This window comes from Streptomyces sp. NPDC058880 (genome assembly GCF_042742535.1).
In the GTDB taxonomy this organism is placed as follows: Bacteria; Actinomycetota; Actinomycetes; order Streptomycetales; family Streptomycetaceae; genus Streptomyces.
On sequence record NZ_JBHYMC010000004.1, the window covers coordinates 1 to 18251 of the forward strand.

Annotated in this window: 14 protein-coding genes; 7 read left to right on the forward strand and 7 right to left on the reverse strand. The window is 74.8% G+C overall.

Features of this window, described 5'->3' with window-relative positions:
• Positions 1 to 52: 52 nt before the first annotated feature.
• From ACFW2G_RS03785 to ACFW2G_RS03800, 4 genes are all read right to left on the reverse strand, one after another.
• A complete protein-coding gene (locus ACFW2G_RS03785) occupies positions 53 to 952 on the reverse strand; it encodes a LysR family transcriptional regulator (RefSeq protein ID WP_037923670.1) in 900 nt (299 codons plus the stop codon).
• Positions 953 to 962: 10 nt separating this feature from the next.
• Complete coding sequence (locus ACFW2G_RS03790; RefSeq protein ID WP_384445980.1) at positions 963 to 1883, reverse strand: DMT family transporter; 921 nt, start codon at positions 1881 to 1883, stop codon at positions 963 to 965.
• A 48-nt stretch (positions 1884 to 1931) separates the two neighbouring features.
• Complete coding sequence (locus tag ACFW2G_RS03795; RefSeq protein ID WP_384580748.1) at positions 1932 to 2864, reverse strand: EamA family transporter; 933 nt, start codon at positions 2862 to 2864, stop codon at positions 1932 to 1934.
• 64 nt (positions 2865 to 2928) lie between these two features.
• The gene (locus ACFW2G_RS03800; protein ID WP_384580746.1) at positions 2929 to 4266 is read right to left on the reverse strand and encodes an MFS transporter; all 1338 of its coding nucleotides are present in this window, start codon (positions 4264 to 4266) and stop codon (positions 2929 to 2931) included.
• A 107-nt stretch (positions 4267 to 4373) separates the two neighbouring features.
• Between ACFW2G_RS03800 and ACFW2G_RS03805 the strand changes: the two genes are divergently transcribed.
• Entirely contained in the window at positions 4374 to 4865 is a 492-nt protein-coding gene (locus ACFW2G_RS03805) for a MarR family winged helix-turn-helix transcriptional regulator (RefSeq protein ID WP_384445893.1), read from the forward strand.
• 110 nt (positions 4866 to 4975) lie between these two features.
• On the opposite strand, the gene ACFW2G_RS03810 is transcribed toward ACFW2G_RS03805, so the two are convergent.
• Both ACFW2G_RS03810 and ACFW2G_RS03815 read right to left on the reverse strand, forming a co-directional pair.
• Positions 4976 to 5218, reverse strand: a complete 243-nt coding sequence (locus tag ACFW2G_RS03810; RefSeq protein ID WP_030650150.1) for a hypothetical protein — start codon at positions 5216 to 5218, stop codon at positions 4976 to 4978.
• A 20-nt stretch (positions 5219 to 5238) separates the two neighbouring features.
• Positions 5239 to 7245: a 4-alpha-glucanotransferase gene (locus ACFW2G_RS03815; protein ID WP_384580744.1), complete on the reverse strand. Its 2007-nt coding sequence runs from the start codon at positions 7243 to 7245 to the stop codon at positions 5239 to 5241.
• Between the two features lie 230 nt (positions 7246 to 7475).
• Here ACFW2G_RS03815 and ACFW2G_RS03820 point away from each other — a divergent pair, with 230 nt between their 5' ends.
• Positions 7476 to 10502 (forward strand): beta-N-acetylglucosaminidase domain-containing protein, encoded by a 3027-nt coding sequence (locus ACFW2G_RS03820; protein ID WP_384580741.1) that lies wholly within the window; start codon positions 7476 to 7478, stop codon positions 10500 to 10502.
• A gap of 163 nt (positions 10503 to 10665) precedes the next feature.
• On the opposite strand, the gene ACFW2G_RS03825 is transcribed toward ACFW2G_RS03820, so the two are convergent.
• On the reverse strand, positions 10666 to 11208 hold the full coding sequence (locus ACFW2G_RS03825; protein WP_030650158.1) for an HNH endonuclease: 543 nt from the start codon (positions 11206 to 11208) through the stop codon (positions 10666 to 10668).
• 285 nt (positions 11209 to 11493) lie between these two features.
• Here ACFW2G_RS03825 and ACFW2G_RS03830 point away from each other — a divergent pair, with 285 nt between their 5' ends.
• The 5 genes from ACFW2G_RS03830 (at position 11494) to ACFW2G_RS03850 (ending at position 18170) form a co-directional block, all read left to right on the forward strand.
• Positions 11494 to 12576 (forward strand): mechanosensitive ion channel family protein, encoded by a 1083-nt coding sequence (locus ACFW2G_RS03830; RefSeq protein ID WP_384445901.1) that lies wholly within the window; start codon positions 11494 to 11496, stop codon positions 12574 to 12576.
• Between the two features lie 140 nt (positions 12577 to 12716).
• Positions 12717 to 13955, forward strand: coding sequence for an ROK family protein (locus tag ACFW2G_RS03835; RefSeq protein WP_384445903.1), 1239 nt, complete (start codon positions 12717 to 12719; stop codon positions 13953 to 13955).
• 332 nt (positions 13956 to 14287) lie between these two features.
• The gene (locus tag ACFW2G_RS03840) at positions 14288 to 15574 is read left to right on the forward strand and encodes a 6-phospho-beta-glucosidase (protein ID WP_384580739.1); all 1287 of its coding nucleotides are present in this window, start codon (positions 14288 to 14290) and stop codon (positions 15572 to 15574) included.
• Positions 15565 to 16554, forward strand: a complete 990-nt coding sequence (locus ACFW2G_RS03845; RefSeq protein WP_384580736.1) for an N-acetylglucosamine kinase — start codon at positions 15565 to 15567, stop codon at positions 16552 to 16554. Before ACFW2G_RS03840 ends, ACFW2G_RS03845 begins: the two co-directional genes overlap by 10 nt.
• 209 nt (positions 16555 to 16763) lie before the next feature.
• Positions 16764 to 18170, forward strand: coding sequence for a hypothetical protein (locus ACFW2G_RS03850; RefSeq protein WP_384445981.1), 1407 nt, complete (start codon positions 16764 to 16766; stop codon positions 18168 to 18170).
• Positions 18171 to 18251: the final 81 nt, after the last annotated feature.

Here is an 18251-nt window from a genome sequence, read left to right on the forward strand (position 1 = left end):
CCCGGGGCCTCCCGCGGGAGGCCCCGGGCCCGGGCGGGGCTCCGCGCAGCGGTCAGCGTGCCGCGGCGACGGCTCGCAGGGCGGCGAGGACGTGGGCGACCGCGGGGGCGGACTCGGCGCCGCGGCGGACGGCTGCGATGACGTGCCGCGTCGGCCGATCCCGCGCCAGTACCCGCACCGCCACCCCCGAGGCCCGGCTCGACACCATCCGCGGGACCAGGGCCACGCCCATCCCCGCCTCGACCATGGCCAGGATGGCCGTCCAGCCCGACGCGGAGTGGGCCTGTTCGGGGACGAAGCCCGCCGCCTCGCACGCGCCCCGGGCGATCTCCGACCACGGTCCGCTGCCCCCGTAGATCCACGGGTCCCCGGACAGGTCGGCCAGGCGCAGGTCTCCCGCGTCCCGCAGCGGGTGCCCCGGCGGGAGCGCCACGTCCAGCGGGTCCTCCATCAGCGTGACCCGGGTGAACCTCCGGTCCCGCGCCGTCGGTGCGTGGGCGGCCAGCGACAGCGCGAGGTCCACGCCCCCGGCCGACAGCAGCTCGTAGGACTCCGCGGCCTCGGTCTCCCGCACCCTGACCTCCACCCCCGGGTGCGCCCTGCGCAGCTCCGCCACCGCCGGGACCACCAGCGCGGGCACGGCGGTGGAGAACGCGCCGACCCGTACCTCGCCGGCGTCCCCGGCGAGGTAGCCGGCCAGTTCCGCGTCGGCCCGCTCCAGCTGCGCGAACACCGCCTCCGCGTGCCGCAGCACGAGCTGGGCGGCGTCGGTGAGGCGGACCCGGCGGCCCTGTGCCTCCAGCAGGGCGACTCCCAGCTGCCGGGCGAGGTTCGTCAGCTGCTGCGAAACGGCCGAGGGCGTCATGTGCAGGGCCTCGGCCGTCGCGGTCACGGTCCCCCGTTCGGCGAGGGTCCGCAGGATCCGCAGCTTCTTGATGTCCCACTCGGTCATGAGGCCGAACCTACCGCCGGGCACTTCCCAGCCCGACCCCGCCGAGGATCAGCGCCATGCAGGCCAGCTGCTCCGGTCCGGTCGGTTCGCCCAGCAGCAGGAGCCCGAGCCCCGCCACGCAGACCGGCTGGAGGTAGTAGACGACTCCTGCGCGGGCCGGCCCGATGACCGATACCGCCTTGTTCCAGGCGAAGAAGGCGACGGCCGAGGAGAACACCCCGACGTACAGCAGCGGTCCGACGGTGCCCGGCGTCGTCTCGAAGCCGCCCTGGGCGTGCAGGGAGGCGGCGTAGGCCGGGGCCAGCATCAGCGCGCCGAGGACGAAGGTGGTGAGCAGGAAGGTCAGTCCGCCGAGTTCGGCGGGCTTGCGCCTCAGCAGTGCGCTGTAGGTGGCGAAGGAGAGGGCCGCGGCGAACATCCACAGGTCGCCGGCGGCGAAGTCGAAGCCGATCGAGCCGTCCCCGACGAGCAGCAGCACGCCGAAGGCGGCGAGCAGCATGCCGAAGGTCCTGCGGGCACCCAGGCGTTCGCCGCCGAGGCGGGCGTACAGCGCCATGATCACGGGCGAGGCGGCCATGATCGTGCCCATGTTGGAGGCCGAGGTGGTCAGTCCGGCCTGGTGCACGAGCGTGTTGTACAGGGCGACTCCGAACAGCGACGCGAGGGCGATGAACCCCAGGTGTCGGCGGATCAGGGCGCGTTGCCGCCAGGCCTGGCGGGCGGCGAGGGGAGCGACGGCGAGCAGCGCGATGATCCAGCGCCAGAAGACCGCCTGGACGGGCGGGACGGTCTCGGCCATGCCGCGGGTGGCGACGAAGCTGCCGGACCAGACGACCGTCGCGAGCAGGGCGAGGAGGACGCCGAACCCGGCGGCACCCTTCCTGCCGGTGCTGCCGGGTTCGGCGTGCGAAACGGTACGGGCGCGGTCCATGACGGCCACTGGGTGTCTCCCCCTCGGGTCGGTGCGGTGTCGGCGGATCTACCGTCGCACCGGCCCATTGATCAGGTCTATCGAAATGTTCCGATCATTCTTTTCAGTAGATCTGAACGGTTGGTGGGTGCGGGCTGCGGCCAGTTGCCCGGTGACGGTGGCTGCGAAGGCGATCGCCATGCCGGCGAGCTGTACGGGGGTGAGCACCTGTCCGAGGGCCGCCCAGCCGATGGCCGCCGCGGTGAGCGGGGAGAGCGGTCCGAGGAGGGTGACCGAGGTCGCGTCGAGCTGCCCGATGCCGCGGAACCAGAGCCAGTAGGCGATACCGGTGTTGATCAGCATCATGTAGCCGTAGCCGAGCAGGGCCCTGCCGTCGAGCGCGGGTGGCGCGCCTTCCACGAGGGCGGCCACCGGGATGATGACCAGGCCGCCGGCGGTGAGCTGCCAGCCGGTCATGGCGAGCGGCCCCACGCCCTCGGGCCGGCCCCAGCGCTTGGTCATCACGGTGCCCGCGGCCATGGAGGCGGAGGAGGCCACGCCCGCGACGACACCGGCCAGGTCGAGCGCAGCCTCGGCCCTGAGGACGACCATGCTCACGCCGAACGCCGCCGCGACGGCGGCCAGTACCGTACGCAGGCTCGCGCGCTCCCCGAGGACGAGGGCGGCGAGGCCCACGACGAACAGCGGACCGGCGGAGCCGAGCACGGCCGCGACCCCGCCGGGCAGCCGGTACGCGGAGAGGAACAGGAGGGGGAAGAAGGCGCCGATGTTGAGCGTGCCGAGGACGGCGGACTTCCACCACCAGGCGCCCTTGGGCAGGGTGCGGGCCAGTGCGGTCAGCAGCAGGCCCGCGGGCAGCGCCCGCATGACGCCGGTGAACAGGGGCCGGTCGGGCGGCAGCAGTTCGGACGCGACGACGTAGGTCGAGCCCCAGGAGACGGGGGCGAGGGCGGTCAGGGCGACGGTGGCGAGACGCTTCATGGCGGGTGGCTCCTCGTGCGGGCGACGAAGGCGAGACCGGGGACACGGTTCAGGCGGACGCGGTTCAGGCGGACGCGGTGGCTGGGCGGCGGTCGGCTGCGGACGCGGCCCGAGCGGGACCGTCGGACGCGGCCGGGGGCTCGGCGTGCACGGCTTCGGCCGGCAGGTGCCGCTCCAGCCGGAGCAGTGCCAGGGCGGCGCCGAGCGCGGCGACGGTCAGAACGGCCCAGGGCAGCCGGCCGTCCACGGCGAGCAGGGCGGTGAAGAGGGAGGGGGCGAGGGCGGTGGCCAGCGAGTAGGACAGCTGGTAGGTGGCCAGGTAGCGGCCGCGGACCGGCTCGGGCGCGGCGGAGACCGACAGGGCGCCGCCGGACGGGCTGTGCACCAGCTCGCCGAGGGTGTAGACGATGACGATGACGAGGAGGGCGGCGAGGGTCGGGCCCTGGCCGGGGCGCAGGGTGCCGAGCGCGATCTGCCCCAGGAAGGCGGCGGCGAAGAGCACCGCGCCGAGGGCGGCGGAGCGGGTGCGGCGGGCGCCGGAGCGGCGGACGCGGCCCGCGACCAGGACGCCGATCCCGGCGCACAGCGCGGTGTTGAGGGTGAAGGCCGCCCCGGTGAGGGAGTCGGGGGCCGCCAGCCAGGTGGAGAGGTAGAGCGGGAAGAGCACGGAGAGGGCGGAGTAGCCCAGGGCGGTGAGGAAGTTGGCGGCGGTGAGCCCGAGGAAGGGGCGGTCGCGCAGCACCGTCCGGTAGCCGGCACCCGGCCGTCCGGCGGGGGCGGCTGCGGCCGCGGCGTTGGCGTCGGCCGGGACCGGGCGGACCCGGCCGACGAGCAGTCCGGCGAGGGCGAAGGCCGCGGAGTTGGCCCAGGCGGTGTAGGCGAAGGCGCCGGTGCCCCACAGCGCCAGGACGCCGGAGACGAGGAGGGCGCCCGCACCCATCCCGGCGTTCTGCAGGGCCCGGGTGGAGGCCTGGAGTCGGTCGCGGGCTGCGCCCAGCGCCACCTCGCCGATCAGGGACTGTTGCACGACGGAGAAGGAGCGGTCGGCGAGCGCGGTGACCAGGGCGACGGCCGCGAAGGCGGCCGGGGAGCTCGCGAAGGGGTAGAGGGCGAAGCCGAGCGCCCGGATCCCGTAGAGCACCAGGTTCACCCGCTTGGCGCCGAACCGGTCGACGGCCGAGCCGGCCAGCGGCATGAAGGCCAGTCCGGCGACGCCGGTGACCGTCATCACCAGACCGACGAGGGTGAAGGAGAGGCCGGTGACGTGGTGGAAGAAGACGAGCGAGAAGGGGACGTACATGCCGATCCCGACCGCGCTGATCGCGATGCCGACGAGCAGCGACCGCTCCCCCGCGACCTTCGCCTCCCCTACCTGCGACGCCTTGCCCCTGAACACTGCCATGACGGCCTCTCCCCCGATTCGATTGATAGCAAGTAGCTTACCGCTAAGCTACTTTCCGTCAAGCAAGTTTCTTGCGAATGATCCGGGGGAACCGGAATACTGCGCTCATGAGTGAGGACAAGGACGCGGTCGACGCGATCACGGACCAGTGGTTCGCCGTGCGCCCCGAGCTGGACACGGCCCCCATGGCCGTGTTCGGACGCATCTACCGGATCGCCAGGGCCATGGGCGACGCGATGGAGGAGCGCTACCAGCGCTTCGGCATCTCGCGCGGGGAGTTCGACGTCGTCGGCACGCTGCGCCGTTCGGGCGCCCCGTACACGCTCTCGCCCCGTCAGCTCTCGGCGACGCTCATGCTCACCACGGGCGGCATGACCGGGCGGCTGGACAAGCTGGAGAAGGCCGGACTGCTGTCCCGCAAGCCCGATCCGCACGACCGGCGGGGGCTCCAGGTGACGATCACCGACCGCGGCCTCGCACTCGTCGACGAGGCCGTCACGGCCGGCCTGGAGGTGCAGCGCGCCGCGCTCACCGGGCTGACCGACGAGGAGGTCGCCCAGCTCACCGGCCTGCTCCGCAAGCTGCTGGCCGGCGTCTGAGGACATGACGAGGCGCCGGGGGTCGACGCACGGCCGATGTCGATCGGCGGTGCGGACCCCCGGCGCCCGGGAAGGTCACACGGCTCCGGCCCCCGCGGGGCCGGACCGGGTCAGGCCTGCTTCTTCTTCGGCCTGTCCGACTTGTCGAGGGCCATCACGAGCCCCACGATGACCAGGAAGATCACGATCGGCAGGGCCACGTACAGGCCGAGCGTCTCGCCGATGCTCAGGCCCGGGCCCGGGTCGTCGCCGTCGTCGCGGGTCAGCGCGAGAGCGGGAGACGTCATCAGCAGCATCATCAGCGTCGTTCCGGCCGAGACGGCGCCGGCGCGCAGAGCGTTCTTCTTGTCCACGGTGCAAACGTAGCGAACACCTAAACGCCGCGCGCGCCCGGGGGTGCCGTACGGGGACCCGCCCCCTCCCGCACCGCGCTGAGCAGCGCGTTCGCCCGGGGCGACGCCATCAGCTCCTCCAGCGTCAGCGGCCTGCCCGCACCATCGGCGAGCGGCAGGCGCCAGTTGGGGTACTGATCCCACGTGCCCGGCAGGTTCTGCGGCCGCCGGTCCCCCACCGCGTCCGGCAGCCATACGCCCACCAGGCGCGCGGGGGTGCGCAGCAGGAAGGCGTACAGGGCCCGCACGGCGGCCTCCTCGCCCTTGGTATCGAGGCCCAGCCCGTCCAGCAGGTCCAGCCATTCGGCGGTGTCGGCGGCGTCCTCGGCCCGCTCCCGCTCGACCGGACGGGTCAGCAGGCCGAGCCGATCGCGCAGTTCCACATGGCCGCCGGCGAGCTTCGCGGCCGTCGGCGGCAGGTCGTGGGTGGTGACGGTGGCCAGGCAGTCCGCCCGCCAGGCCTGCGGGGCGAGCGGGCCCCCGCCGTCCGCCCAGTCCCGCTCGAACCACAGCACCGACGTGCCCAGCACACCGCGCCGGGCCAGCTCGCGGCGCACGTGCGGCTCCACCGTCCCCAAGTCCTCGCCGATGACCGGGCAACCGGCCCGGTGCGCCTCCAGGACCAGGACCGCCAGCATGGCCTCGCCGTCGTAGCCCACGTACGTGCCCTCGGCGGGCGGGGCTCCCTCCGGGATCCACCACAGCCGGAAGAGGCCCATGACGTGGTCGATGCGCAGGGCTCCTGCGCAGCGGAACACCCCGCGCAGCAGCGACCGGAAGGGGGCGTAGCCGGTGGCGGCCAGCACGTCCGGGCGCCAGGGCGGCAGCCCCCAGTCCTGGCCGCGCGCGTTGAAGGCGTCCGGCGGGGCCCCGGCCGAGGAGCCGCGGGCGTGGAAGGCGCCGGTCACCGCGTCCGAGCCGTCGGGATGCACTCCGACGGCGAGGTCGTGCACGATGCCGACGGCCATTCCCGCCCCGCGTGCGGCTGCCTGGGCGGCAACGAGCTGGCCGTCCGTCAGCCAGACCAGCCAGCGGTGGAAGTCGGCCCGCTCCGCGGGGTCCTCGCCCGCGGCGGCCGCGCACCAGGCGGCGTGCTCGTCCAGCGCGCCGCCCTGCTCCGCCCGGAACTCCCGGTACAGCGCTTCGCGTTCGGGGGTGCGCGGGACGGCGTACAGCAGTTCCAGGGCCCGGCGCTTGAGCTCCCAGACGGAGTCCCGGTCGATGAGCGCGCCCTTCTCCAGCACCTCACGGCGCAGCTGCCCGCCCTGCGCGGCGAGTTCGGCGAGCGCCTCGCGGTCGGGGCAGTCGGGGTACTCGGGCACGTCCTCGATCCGCAGGTGGACGGGGTCGGGGAAGCGGCGCGAGGACGGCCGGTAGGGGGAGGGGTCGGTCGGCGTCCCCGGCACGGCTGCGTGCAGCGGGTTGACCTGGATGAAGGCCGCGCCGTGGGTCCGGCCCGCCCAGCGGGCGAGTGCGGCGAGGTCCCCCAGGTCGCCCATGCCCCAAGAGCGTTCGGAGAGCAGCGAGTAGAGCTGGACGAGCAGCCCGTGGGCCCGCTCCGGCACGGCGGGCGCCCGGTCCGGGGCCACGACCAGGCCGGCCTCGGCACGCCGCCCGTCCGGGGCCTCGGCGTGCACCCGGTGGACCCCGAGGGGCAGTACGGGATTCCACGGCACGCTCTCGCCCGTGTCTTCCAGCACCACCCGGACGCGGGTGCCCGCAGGCAGCGCGGCCAGGGCCGGCGGCAGCGCGGGCGGTTCACCGCACCCCTGCCAGTGCACGACGGTCGGCGGGAGCAGCCGGTCGGCCCGCTCCCGGTCGGCCCGGTCGGCCTGGGCCCGGAGGTCCTCGGGGGAGCCGGCGGACACCCCGAGCAGGCCGAGGACCGTTCTGACGGTGGCCTCGGGGACCTCGACGGTCACGCCGGGGGCCGGCTGGTAGGCGGTGGCGATGCCGTGCAGGGTGGCGAGCCGGGCCAGGTCGTCCATGGACGGGCGCTCCTTCGTGCGTGCGGGCAGAGGGAATGAGGGTGGGTCAGAAGCGTGGAGCACCAAGGCGGGACGCCGCCGGGGGACAACGCAGCCATACCCATTCGAAGGGGCCGCATTCCTGGCAGATCCGGGGCAGATCGCCCACTCGCATTGACACTCCAGCCGCACGGGTGGTGGGCTCGGGCTCATTCGTACGAGTGGGGGACGTCTCGCGACGAGGAGGCTCTGTGCAGCTCAGGGGCAGGAAACGGTCGACGGCCGCCGCCATCGCGGTGATCGGGTCGCTGCTCGGCGGCGCCGTGGCCTCCGCGCCGCCCGGGTTCCTCGCGGGCCCCTCTCTCCCCGACGGTCCGCCGGCCGCACCGGGCGCCGCCGGCGCGGCCGGCGCCGCGGGTGCGGCGGGTGTCGGCACCAACGGCACGGTCGGCCCCGTGCTCGACCCCGGGGCGGACACGCCCCGCAGTGCCGCCGAGGGCCCCGCCGTGTGGCCCCGACCGCAGTCGATGGCCGCCGATCCGGCGCGTGAGGTGCCGCTCGGCAGGGAGGCCGTGCTGGTGGCTCCGGCCGACGCCGATCCGTACGCCGTCGGGGTGGTGCGCGAGGCCCTGCGCAAGGCGGGCGTGAAGACCCTGCGCGAACCCGCCCCCGGGGAGCCGCTGCCCGGTCGGGGCACCGTCGTACGGCTCCAGGACGCGGGCGCGCAGGAGGCACTGCTGGCGCTGGGCGCGACCGCGGCCACGGACCTGCCGAACGGCGGCTACCGGCTGGCCGTGGGACGGCCCGGCGGGCGGGACACGGTCGCGCTGGCCGGCGTCGGCGAGGAAGGGCTCTTCCACGCGGCGCAGACGCTGCGCCAGCTGCTCGCCGCCGGCGGCGGGAAGGTCCCCGGCGTCGTGGTGCGGGACTGGCCGGCGGCGCCGGTGCGCGGGATCACCGAGGGCTTCTACGGACAGCCGTGGAGCCACGAGCAGCGCCTGGCCCAGCTGGACTTCATGGGCCGCACCAAGCAGAACCGGCTGCTGATCGCGTCCGGCGACGATCCGTACCGCACGACGGGCTGGCGCGAGGACTACCCGAAGGAACGGCAGGAGGAGTTCCGCGCGCTGGCCGAGCGGGCCCGCGCCAACCGGGTCGTGCTGGCCTGGGCCGTCACGCCGGGGCAGTCCATGTGCCTGTCGTCGGCGGCCGACCGGGCGGCGCTCGGACGCAAGCTGGACGCGATGTGGGACCTGGGCTTCCGCGCCTTCCAGGTGCAGTTCCAGGACGTCAGCTACACCGAATGGGGCTGCCGCGCGGACGTACAGCGGTACGGGAGGGGCCCGCAGGCCGCCGCGAAGGCGCACGCGGAGGTCGCCAACGAGCTGGCCGCGCACCTGGCCTCCCGGTATCCGGGGGCGCCCGCGCTGTCGCTGCTGCCGACCGAGTACTACCAGGAGGGCGCGACGTCCTACCGGACGGCCCTGGCCCGCGGGCTCGACGCGCGGGTGGAGGTGGCCTGGACCGGCGTCGGCGTGGTGCCGCGCACGATCACCGGCCGGGAACTGGCCGGAGCGCGCTCCGCCTTGGGACAGCAGCCCCTGATCACCATGGACAACTACCCGGTCAACGACTGGGATCCGGGCCGGATCTTCCTGGGCCCGTACGCGGGACGCGAGCCGGCGGTGGCCGGCGGCTCGGCGGCCCTGCTGTCCAACGCGATGCAGCAGCCCATCCTGTCGCGCATCCCGCTGTTCACGGCGGCGGACTTCGCCTGGAACCCGCGCGGCTACCGGGCCGGCGAGTCCTGGCAGGCCGCGGTGCGCGACCTCGCGGGCTCGGACCCGCGGGAGCGCGAGGCGGTGGCGGCGCTGGCCGGGAACACCACCGCCTCCGGGCTCAAGCAGGAGGAGTCGGCGTACCTGAAGCCCCTGGTCGAGCAGTTCTGGAAGGCCAGGGCCGCCGGCGATCCGGCAGCCGGGACCGAGCTGCGCAAGGCCTTCACGGTGCTGCGCGAGGCCCCGGACCGGCTCACCGCCCTGTCGGACGAGGCCGGCCCCTGGCTGGAGCGCCTCTCGCGCTACGGCACGGCCGGCGAGCTGGCCGTGGACGTCCTGGGGGCCCAGGCCCGCGGGGACGGAGCGGCCGCCTGGCAGGCCTCCCGGGCCCTCGCCGAGGCGCGCGAGGCCCTGACCGAACCGGGACCCGCCCAGGTGGACAAGGCCGTCCTGGACCCCTTCCTGGCGAAGGCGGCGGAGGAGGCGGACGCCTGGACCGGCGTCGCCCGCACGACCGGCACGGTGACCACGGAGGCGCAGGCCTGGACGGTGCGGCTGGAGACCGCCCGCCCGGTGACGGCGGTGACGGCGATGACGGATCCGCTCCCGGCGGGCTCCCGGGGCGCTGCGGTGGAGGTCCACGTACCGGGTGAGGGCTGGCGCAAGGTCGGCGATGCGGCCCCCTCGGGCTGGACCCAGATCGACACGGCGGGCCTGCGCGCGGATGCGGTGCGCCTGGCCTGGTCCGGGGCCTCGCCCGTGGTGCACCGGGTGGTCCCGTGGTTCGGCGACGGCCCTCGGGCCGGCTTCGAGCTGGCGAACGGCGGCCGGGCCGACGCCGAGATCGGCGGCGCCCCGCAGCGGGTCACCGCTCAGCTGTCCGCCCTGGGCCCGGGCGAGCTCCGCGGGCCGCTGTCGGCCCAGCCGCCGGCCGGGATCGAGGTCCGCGTCCCGCAGACCGCGGTGGTCCCGCGCGGCGGCCGGGCGTCGATACCGCTGGAGGTGGCCGTCGCCGCGAACACCCCGCCGGGGACCTACCAGGTACCGGTCGCCTTCGACGGGCAGTCGCGCACCCTGACGGTGCGGGCGGTGCCGCGCACCGGCGGACCGGATCTGCTGCGCACCGCGCGGGCGAGCTCCTCGGCGAACGAGACCGCAGCCTTCCCGGCGTCGGCGGCCGTCGACGGCTCCCCGAGCACCCGCTGGTCGTCACCGCCGGTGGACGGCGCGTGGTGGCAGGCGGAGCTCCCTGCTCCGGCCCGCGTCGGCCGGCTGGAGCTGCAGTGGCAGGACGCGTACCCCTCCGCCTACCGGGTGGAGACCTCGGCGGACGGGGTGACCTGGCGGCCGGCCGTGGCCGTCACGGGCTCCGCGGGCGGGCACGAGTCGCTCCGACTCGACGCCCCGGGCACCCGGTTCCTGCGGGTGACGTGCGAACGCCGGGCGACGCGCTACGGCTGCTCGCTCTGGTCGGCGGAGGCTTACGCGGTCACCCCGTAGCCCTGGCGGCACTCCGCCGGACCCGCGGGGCGCACGTCGGCGCCGGGACGCACCTCAGCGCCGGGGCGCGCGCCCCGGCTTCCGGGCCACCGCCCCGAACTCCGAGCCGCGAAGGCCGGCGGGGCCGGTTCCCGCCGCGCCGGCCTTCGACGGGGCGGGGCCGTCAGGAGGCGGCCACGCCGATCCCGATCCGTTCCAGGGCGTCGTCGGCCCCGTACGGCTGGAGGTAGGGCATCCACCGGGGGTCCCGGTGCCCGGTGCCGATGATGCGCCAGGCAAGGCCCGAGGGAGGGGCCGGCTGGTGGCGCAGGCGCCAGCCCAGTTCCAGCAGGTGCCGGTCGGCTTTGACGTGGTTGCAGCGCCGGCACGCCGCGACGACGTTGTCCCAGACGTGCTGTCCGCCCCGGCTGCGCGGAATGACGTGGTCGACGCTGGTGGCGACGGCACCGCAGTACATGCAGCGCCCGCCGTCCCGCGCGAACAGGGCGCGCCGGGTGAGTGGAACGGGCCCCCGGTAGGGGACCCGCACGAAGCGCTTGAGCCGTACCACGCTGGGCGCGGGGACGACCCTTGTCGCGCTGTGCAGATAGGCGCCGGATTCCTCCAGGGAGACCGCTTTGTTCTCCAGGACGAGGACGAGCGCGCGGCGGAGCGGTACGACGCCGAGGGGCTCGTACGACGCGTTGAGGACCAGGACGTGCGGCACGGACTGCCTCCTTGTACGTCGGCGGCGCGTGGCTCGCGCCGGGACGATCTGCTCTCCAGTCTCTCCTTACGGCTGGTCGAAGCGCCACCACTCGCCCGTAACGGGTCCGAGGTGTTTTCGACCACAGTCAGTCATCCCCGGGTGAGTCCTGTCTCTCCCTCGAACATGGCGCCGAGGTGACGGGGTTGCCCCGTTAGTGTGGTTGGTCTGCCCGCGCAACCGCCCCCGGACCTCGTCCGGGGGGACACCCCGGACGGGCAGACCGCACATCTGGAGGTTCCTGTCGTGCCCTGGCCCGCCGTTCTGCTGCCGCTGGCAGCCGATGTCCCGGACACGCCCGCTTCGGTCAAGGAGGCGCAGGAGAGCGTCACCGAGGCCGCGAGCTTCATCGAGCAGAACTGGGCCACCTGGCTGAGCATCGGTCTGCGGATCCTGCTGATCGTCGTGATAGCGGCCGTGATCCGCTCCGCGGTCCGCAAGGCGCTGACCAAGCTCATAAACCGGATGAACAGCAGTGCCGAGGCGGTCGAGGGCACCGCCCTCGGCGGGCTGCTGGTCAACGCCGAGCGGCGGCGCCAGCGGTCCGAGGCGATCGGCTCCGTGCTGCGGTCGGTGGCCTCCTTCCTGATCCTGGGCACGGCCGCGCTGATGGTCCTGGCCGCCCTGAAGATCGACCTGGCCCCGCTGCTGGCCAGTGCCGGTGTGGCCGGTGTCGCGATCGGTTTCGGCGCCCGCAACCTGGTGACGGACTTCCTCTCCGGCGTCTTCATGATCATGGAGGACCAGTACGGCGTGGGCGACAAGATCGACGCCGGGGTGGCCTCCGGCGAGGTCATCGAGGTCGGCCTGCGGGTGACCAAGCTCCGCGGCGACAACGGCGAGATCTGGTACGTGCGCAACGGCGAGATCAAGCGGATCGGCAACCTCAGCCAGGGGTGGGCGACCGCGTCCGTGGCCGTCCAGGTCAAGCCCACGGAGAACCTGACGCGGATCCGCGAGGTGGTCCAGCAGGTCGCCGACTCGATGGCGAAGGAGTCCCCCTGGGACGAGCGCCTGTGGGGCCCGGTGGAGGTGCTCGGACTGGACGAGGTGCTGCTCGCCTCCATGACGGTGAAGGTGTCCGCGAAGACGATGCCGGGCAAGCAGTTCGCGGTGGAGCGGGAGCTGCGCTGGCGGATCAAGGAGGCCTTCGACACCGCGGGCATCCGGATCATCGGCGGCGCCCCGGCCGCGGACGAGGAGGAAGGGGCCCCCGCGGACCCGACGGCCTCCGTCGCCGCGCCGTCCGCGCTGGCCAACCCCATCTCCCCGCAGTCCCTGGCCACCGCCCCGATCCCGCCGCCGGCCGGCCCGCGGATCACCAAGTAGCGGCCCGGTCCGCTTCCGCCCGCGCTGCCCCGCGGGGCGTGTCCGTACGGACACAGCCCGCGGGGCAGCGGCATTGACACGGCCGGAACAGTGACAGGAAACTTACCTGACAGATATCTCCGCTGAGGGAGAGCCCCCGCATGCCCGCCGCCACGCCCGGAACACCCAGCCTGTTGCGCGCCATGAACGACCGGGCCGCGCTCGACCTCCTGCTGGCGCACGGCCCGCTGTCCCGGACCCGCATCGGGCAGCTGACCGGACTGTCCAAGCCCACCGCCTCCCAGCTGCTGGCCCGCCTGGAGGCAGCCGGACTCGTCGTGGCCACCGGCACCGACGGAGGCCGCCCCGGCCCCAGCGCCCAGCTCTACGCGATCAACCCGCGGGCCGCCCACGTGGGCGGAATCGACGTCACCCCGGGGCGCGTCCTGGCCGCCGTCGCGGACCTGACCGGGACCGTGATCGCGACCCACGAAGTCCCCTACGCGGAGGGCGCGAACGCCGTCGAGCAGGTGACCGAGGCGCTGGGCGGGGCCGTCGGGAACGCCGGGCTGAACCCCCGCGACCTGCACCGCGTGGTCATCGGCACACCGGGCGCCTTCGACCCGCGGACCGGCCGGCTGCGCTACGCCCGCCACCTCCCCGGCTGGCACTCCCCCACCCTCCTCGACGACCTGGCCGCGGCCCTGCCGGTACCCGTCGACTACGAGAACGACGTCAACCTCGCCGCCGTCGCGGAGCAGCGCCTGGGCGCCGCCCGCGGGCACGAGGACTTCGTCCTGCTCTGGAACGAGGAAGGGCTCGGCGCCGCGCTGGTCTTCGGCGGCAGGCTGCACCGCGGCTGGACCGGCGGCGCGGGCGAGGTGGGCTTCCTCCCGGTGCCGGGCCGCCCCCTGGTCCGGCAGGTCACCCGGGCCAACTCCGGCGGCTACCAGGAGCTCGCCGGTGTGGCGGGGCTGCCCCGCCTCGCCGCGGAACTGGGCGTCGCGACGGCGCCCGGCCCGGCCGCGCACCCGCCGGATGGCCAGGACGCCGGCCCGCACAGCCCGGAGGTCGCCGCCGCCGTCGCACTGCTCGCGCGGGCCGCCGCCGCGCCCGAGGGGGCGCATCTGCGCCTCCTCCAGCGGTACGCCACCGCCCTGGCCACGGGTCTCGCCTCGCTGGTCTCCGTACTGGACCCGGAGGTCGTGGTCCTGGCGGGGGCCGCGATCGGCGCGGGCGGTGAACCGCTGCGCGAGCTGCTGGAGGCCGAGCTCGCCGAACTGGCCCCCTCCCGGCCCCGGCTGGTCCCGGGCGAGGTCCTCCAGCGGCCCGTCCTGCGCGGCGCGCTGGAGAGCGCGCTGGCCGCCACCCGGAACGAGGTCTTCGACACCTCGCGCTGACCCCGCACCCCTGCGCCCGCTCCCCCACCACGCTCCGCCTGCACCCCCGCCAGCCCCACCGGAAGTTCCCTCCCGCAGAGAGCGAGCCCCGCCGTGACCGGCACCGGACCCACGCCCCCCGCGGCCGTCCGCCGCCCGCATGCCGCGTGCGGTCCGCGGGCGCGGGCGCTGTCCGCCGCGCACGGCCGGACCGGTGCCGGGGCCCGCGATCCCGGCGGTCGCGCTCCGCCGGTCCGCGCTGGCGCCCGAACGCCCGGTTGCGGACCGGGATCCTGCACGGGGCACACCGCACCGCACCGCACCAACCCGACCGGAGTGAAAGGCTGACGACGTTGAAACTCGCAGTGGTGGGCGGCGGTTCCACCTACACCCCCGAACTGATCGACGGCTTCGCGCGGCTGCGCGACACCCTGCCGGTCGAGGAGCTGGTGCTGATCGACCCGGCCACCGAGCGGCTGGAGCTGATCGGCGCCCTGGGCCGCCGGATCCTCGCCCGGCAGGACCACCCCGGCCTGGTCAGCACGACCACCGACCTCGACGCGGGCGTCGCCGGGGCCGATGCCGTCCTCCTGCAGCTGCGCGTCGGCGGACAGGCCGCCCGGCTCCGGGACGAAACCTGGCCCCTGGAGTGCGGCTGCGTCGGGCAGGAGACCACCGGAGCGGGCGGGCTGGCCAAGGCCCTGCGCACCGTCCCGGTGGTCCTCGACATCGCCGAACGGGTGCGCCGGGCCAATCCCGACGCCTGGATCATCGACTTCACCAACCCGGTCGGGATCGTCACCCGGGCCCTGCTGCGGGCCGGACACAAGGCCGTCGGGTTGTGCAACGTCGCCATCGGCCTCCAGCGGAAGTTCGCGGCCCTGCTCGAACTGGCCCCGTCCGACGTCCACCTGGACCACGTCGGCCTCAACCACCTCACCTGGGAGCTGGGCGTGCGCCGGGGCGGCCCGGACGGCGAGGATCTGCTGCCCCACCTGCTCGCGGAGCACGGGGAGGCCGTCGCGTCGGACCTGCGGCTGCCGCGGGCCCTGCTGGACCGGCTCGGCGTCGTCCCCTCGTACTACCTGCGCTACTTCTACTCCCACGACGAGGTGGTGCGGGAACTGGGCACCCGGCCCTCGCGGGCCGCGGAGGTCGCCGCGATGGAGCGCGAACTGCTCGCCCTGTACGCGGACCCGGCACTCGACGAGAAGCCCGCGCTGCTGGCCCGACGGGGCGGCGCCTTCTACTCGGAGGCGGCCGTGGACCTGGCGGCCGCACTGCTCGGAGGCGGCGGCGCGGACGTGCAGGTGGTCAACACGTACAACGCCGGCACCCTGCCCTTCCTGCCCGACGACGCCGTCGTCGAGGTGCAGGCCCGCGTCCGCGCCCCCGGCGGCTCCAGCCCCGTGCCGCTCCCCGTGCCGCTCCCGGTGCCGCGCCTGGACCCGCTGTTCGCCGGGCTGATCTCGCAGGTGACGGCCTACGAGGACCTCGCGCTGGACGCGGCGCTGCGCGGCGGCCGGGAGCGGGTCTTCAAGGCGCTGCTCGCGCACCCGCTGGTCGGCCAGTACGACCTGGCCGAAGGGTTGACCGACCGGCTCCTGGCGCACAACAAGGAGCACCTGCCGTGGGCCTGACCCTCCCCGCGGTCCTCGCGATCGACGCGGGCAACAGCAAGACGGACGTCGCGCTCCTCGGCGCCGACGGATCCGTGCTGGCCACCGGGCAGTCCGGGGGCTTCCAGCCGCCCCGCACCGGGGTGGCCGCCGCCGTGGACGTCCTGGCCGAGGCGCTGGCCTCGGCGGGGTGGAATCCCGGCGGCGGGTCCGGGCCCCTCGCCGAGCACGTGTCGGCCTGCCTGGCCAACGCCGACTTCCCGGTGGAGGAGCGGCGGCTCGCGGACGAGATCGGGCGCCGCGGCTGGGGGCGTGCCACCGCGGTGCACAACGACACCTTCGCGCTGCTGCGCGCCGGCCTGCCCGCGGGCGCCGAACCACGGGGCGTCGCGGTGGTGTGCGGGGCGGGCATCAACTGCGTCGGGATGACCCCGGACCGGCGGACCGCGCGCTTCCCCGCGGTCGGGCGGCTCTCCGGCGACTGGGGCGGCGGGGGCGGACTGGCCGAGGAGGCCCTGTGGTTCGCGGCCCGGGCGGAGGACGGCCGGGGCGCGGCGACGGAGCTGGCCCGGGCGCTGCCCGCGTGCCTCGGCCACGGCTCGATGGCCTCGCTGATCGAGGCGATGCACCTGGGGGACGTGCCTGCGGTACGGCGACACGCGCTGGTCCCGGTGCTGTTCGAGGTGGCCGCCGCCGGGGATCCGGTGGCGCTCTCTCTGGTGCACCGCCAGGCGGACGAGGTCGTGGCCATGGCCACGGTGGCGCTGGGCCGGCTGGGGCTGCTGGGCGAGGAGGTGCCGGTGGTCCTCGGCGGCGGGGTGCTCGCGGCCCGGCACCCCGCACTCGACGACCGGATCGCGGCCGGCCTCGCCGAACGCGCCCCGCACGCCCGGATCACGGTGGTCACGGCGCCCCCGGTGCTGGGCGCCGGGCTACTGGGCCTGGACTCGATCGGGGCCCCGGCCCGGGCCCACGGAAAACTCCGTGCCCATTTCGGTTGAACCCACCCCGGAAGGCGCCCGGTCTGGAACTGTTACGGCCGTAAGGGCGTATTGACGGTGAGGGGGTGACGAAAGGCGCCCGCGGGGGCGGATCGCCCCGGATCCAGCACCGGGTGCTGTGGTCCACCGGCACTACGGCCATACTGCTGCTGCGCGGGGGGACCCTCCTGCGCCGGCTGCGGGACGACAGGACCGAGGGGGAGGTCACGGTGGCGATCACTTCACGCACGCCCGCGCCCGGGGGTGGTGTCTCCGCGCCGCCCGCCGGACCGCCGGCGTCCCCGCCCGCCGGCCCGCCGGGGCGGCGCACCGCCTGGTCCGAGGGCGTCCAGCGGGTGCGCGAGGCGGCCACCACCGAGCCGGGCCGGCTGCGGATCATCGGCGCGGTACTGGCCGCCCTCATCATGCTGTTCGGCGCGGTGAGCGTGTGGGAGATCTCCGCCCGGGCCACCGCCGCGGACGACGTGGTGGGCCGCAGCCAGCCGCTGAGCGCGGACGCGGCCAGCATCTACCGCTCGCTCGCCGACGCCGACACCACCTCCTCCAGCGGGTTCCTCCTCGGCGCGCAGGAGCCGCGCGAGGTCCGCCAGCGGTACGAGAAGGACATCGCCAATGCCTCCCGCCTGCTCGTGAGCGCTGCCGCCAACACCGGCGGCAGCGAGGAGTCCCGCGAGCAGATCACCCTGTTGAGTGAACAGCTTCCGCGCTACACCGGCCTGATCGAGCAGGCCCGGGCCACCAACCGGCAGGGCCTGCCACTGGGTGGCGCGTACCTCCGTTACGCCAACGAACAGATGACCACCCAACTGCTGCCCGCCGCCCAGCGGCTGTACGAGGCGGAGACCCGCCGGCTGTACACGGACGACGACGACGCCCGGTCCTGGCCGCTGGGTTCGCTGGCGCTCGGTCTGCTGACCGTGGCCGCGCTGGCCTGGACGCAACGGCGCAACTACCGGCACACGAACCGGGTCTTCAACCACGGGCTGGTGGCCGCGACCGCCGCCTCCGTGGTGGTGCTGCTCTGGCTGTCCGTCGGCCACACGGTGGCGCGTTCGTCGCTGACTGAGGCGCGCACGGACGGGCAGGAGTCGATGAAGGTGCTCAACGACGCGCGGATCGCCTCCCTCCAGGCACGGGCGAGTGAGAACCTGACCCTGATCGCGCGGGGCGCCGTACTGGCCGACGACAAGAAGTCGGACAAGTACGACGTGGACTTCACGAACAACATGAAGCAGCTGGACGCGGGGCTCGCGACCGCGCTGCGGCTGGCCGACGACGACGGCCGGACGCCCGTGAGCCAGGCCGTCGACGGCGTCGAGCAGTGGAAGCGGCGGCACACGGCGGCCCGGGAGGCGGACTTGAAGGGCGACTACGAAGCCGCGCTGCCCCAGGTCGTCGGGGACGCGCAGCACAAGGAGAGCAGCGGCGCCGCCTTCGACACGGTGGACGCCTCCCTGGAACAGGCTGTCGCCCACGAGCAGCGGGAGTTCACCCGCGCCGCCCAGGACGGGCTCGGCGCGCTGGCCGGCCTGGTGACCGGCTCGGCGGTACTGGCGGTCATCGGCGCCACAGCGGCCCTGCTCGGTATCGGGCGCAGGCTTTCGGAGTACAGGTGAGAGCGATGCGGATACGGGCGAGGCGGGCCGCCGAGGGCCAAGGAAAGCACGAGGAGCACGAGGTCCGCACCCGCGCCCCGG

Excerpts from the sequence above, each read along its gene's own strand:
- ACFW2G_RS03790 (WP_384445980.1), bottom strand. The coding sequence starts at position 1,883 with ATGGACCGCGCCCGTACCGTTTCGCACGCCGAACCCGGCAGCACCGGC.
- ACFW2G_RS03795 (WP_384580748.1), bottom strand. The coding sequence starts at position 2,864 with ATGAAGCGTCTCGCCACCGTCGCCCTGACCGCCCTCGCCCCCGTCTCC.
- ACFW2G_RS03835 (WP_384445903.1), top strand. The coding sequence starts at position 12,717 with ATGCCCGCCGCCACGCCCGGAACACCCAGCCTGTTGCGCGCCATGAAC.
- ACFW2G_RS03805 (WP_384445893.1), top strand. The coding sequence starts at position 4,374 with ATGAGTGAGGACAAGGACGCGGTCGACGCGATCACGGACCAGTGGTTC.
- ACFW2G_RS03785 (WP_037923670.1), bottom strand. The coding sequence starts at position 952 with ATGACCGAGTGGGACATCAAGAAGCTGCGGATCCTGCGGACCCTCGCC.
- ACFW2G_RS03815 (WP_384580744.1), bottom strand. The coding sequence starts at position 7,245 with ATGGACGACCTGGCCCGGCTCGCCACCCTGCACGGCATCGCCACCGCC.
- ACFW2G_RS03800 (WP_384580746.1), bottom strand. The coding sequence starts at position 4,266 with ATGGCAGTGTTCAGGGGCAAGGCGTCGCAGGTAGGGGAGGCGAAGGTC.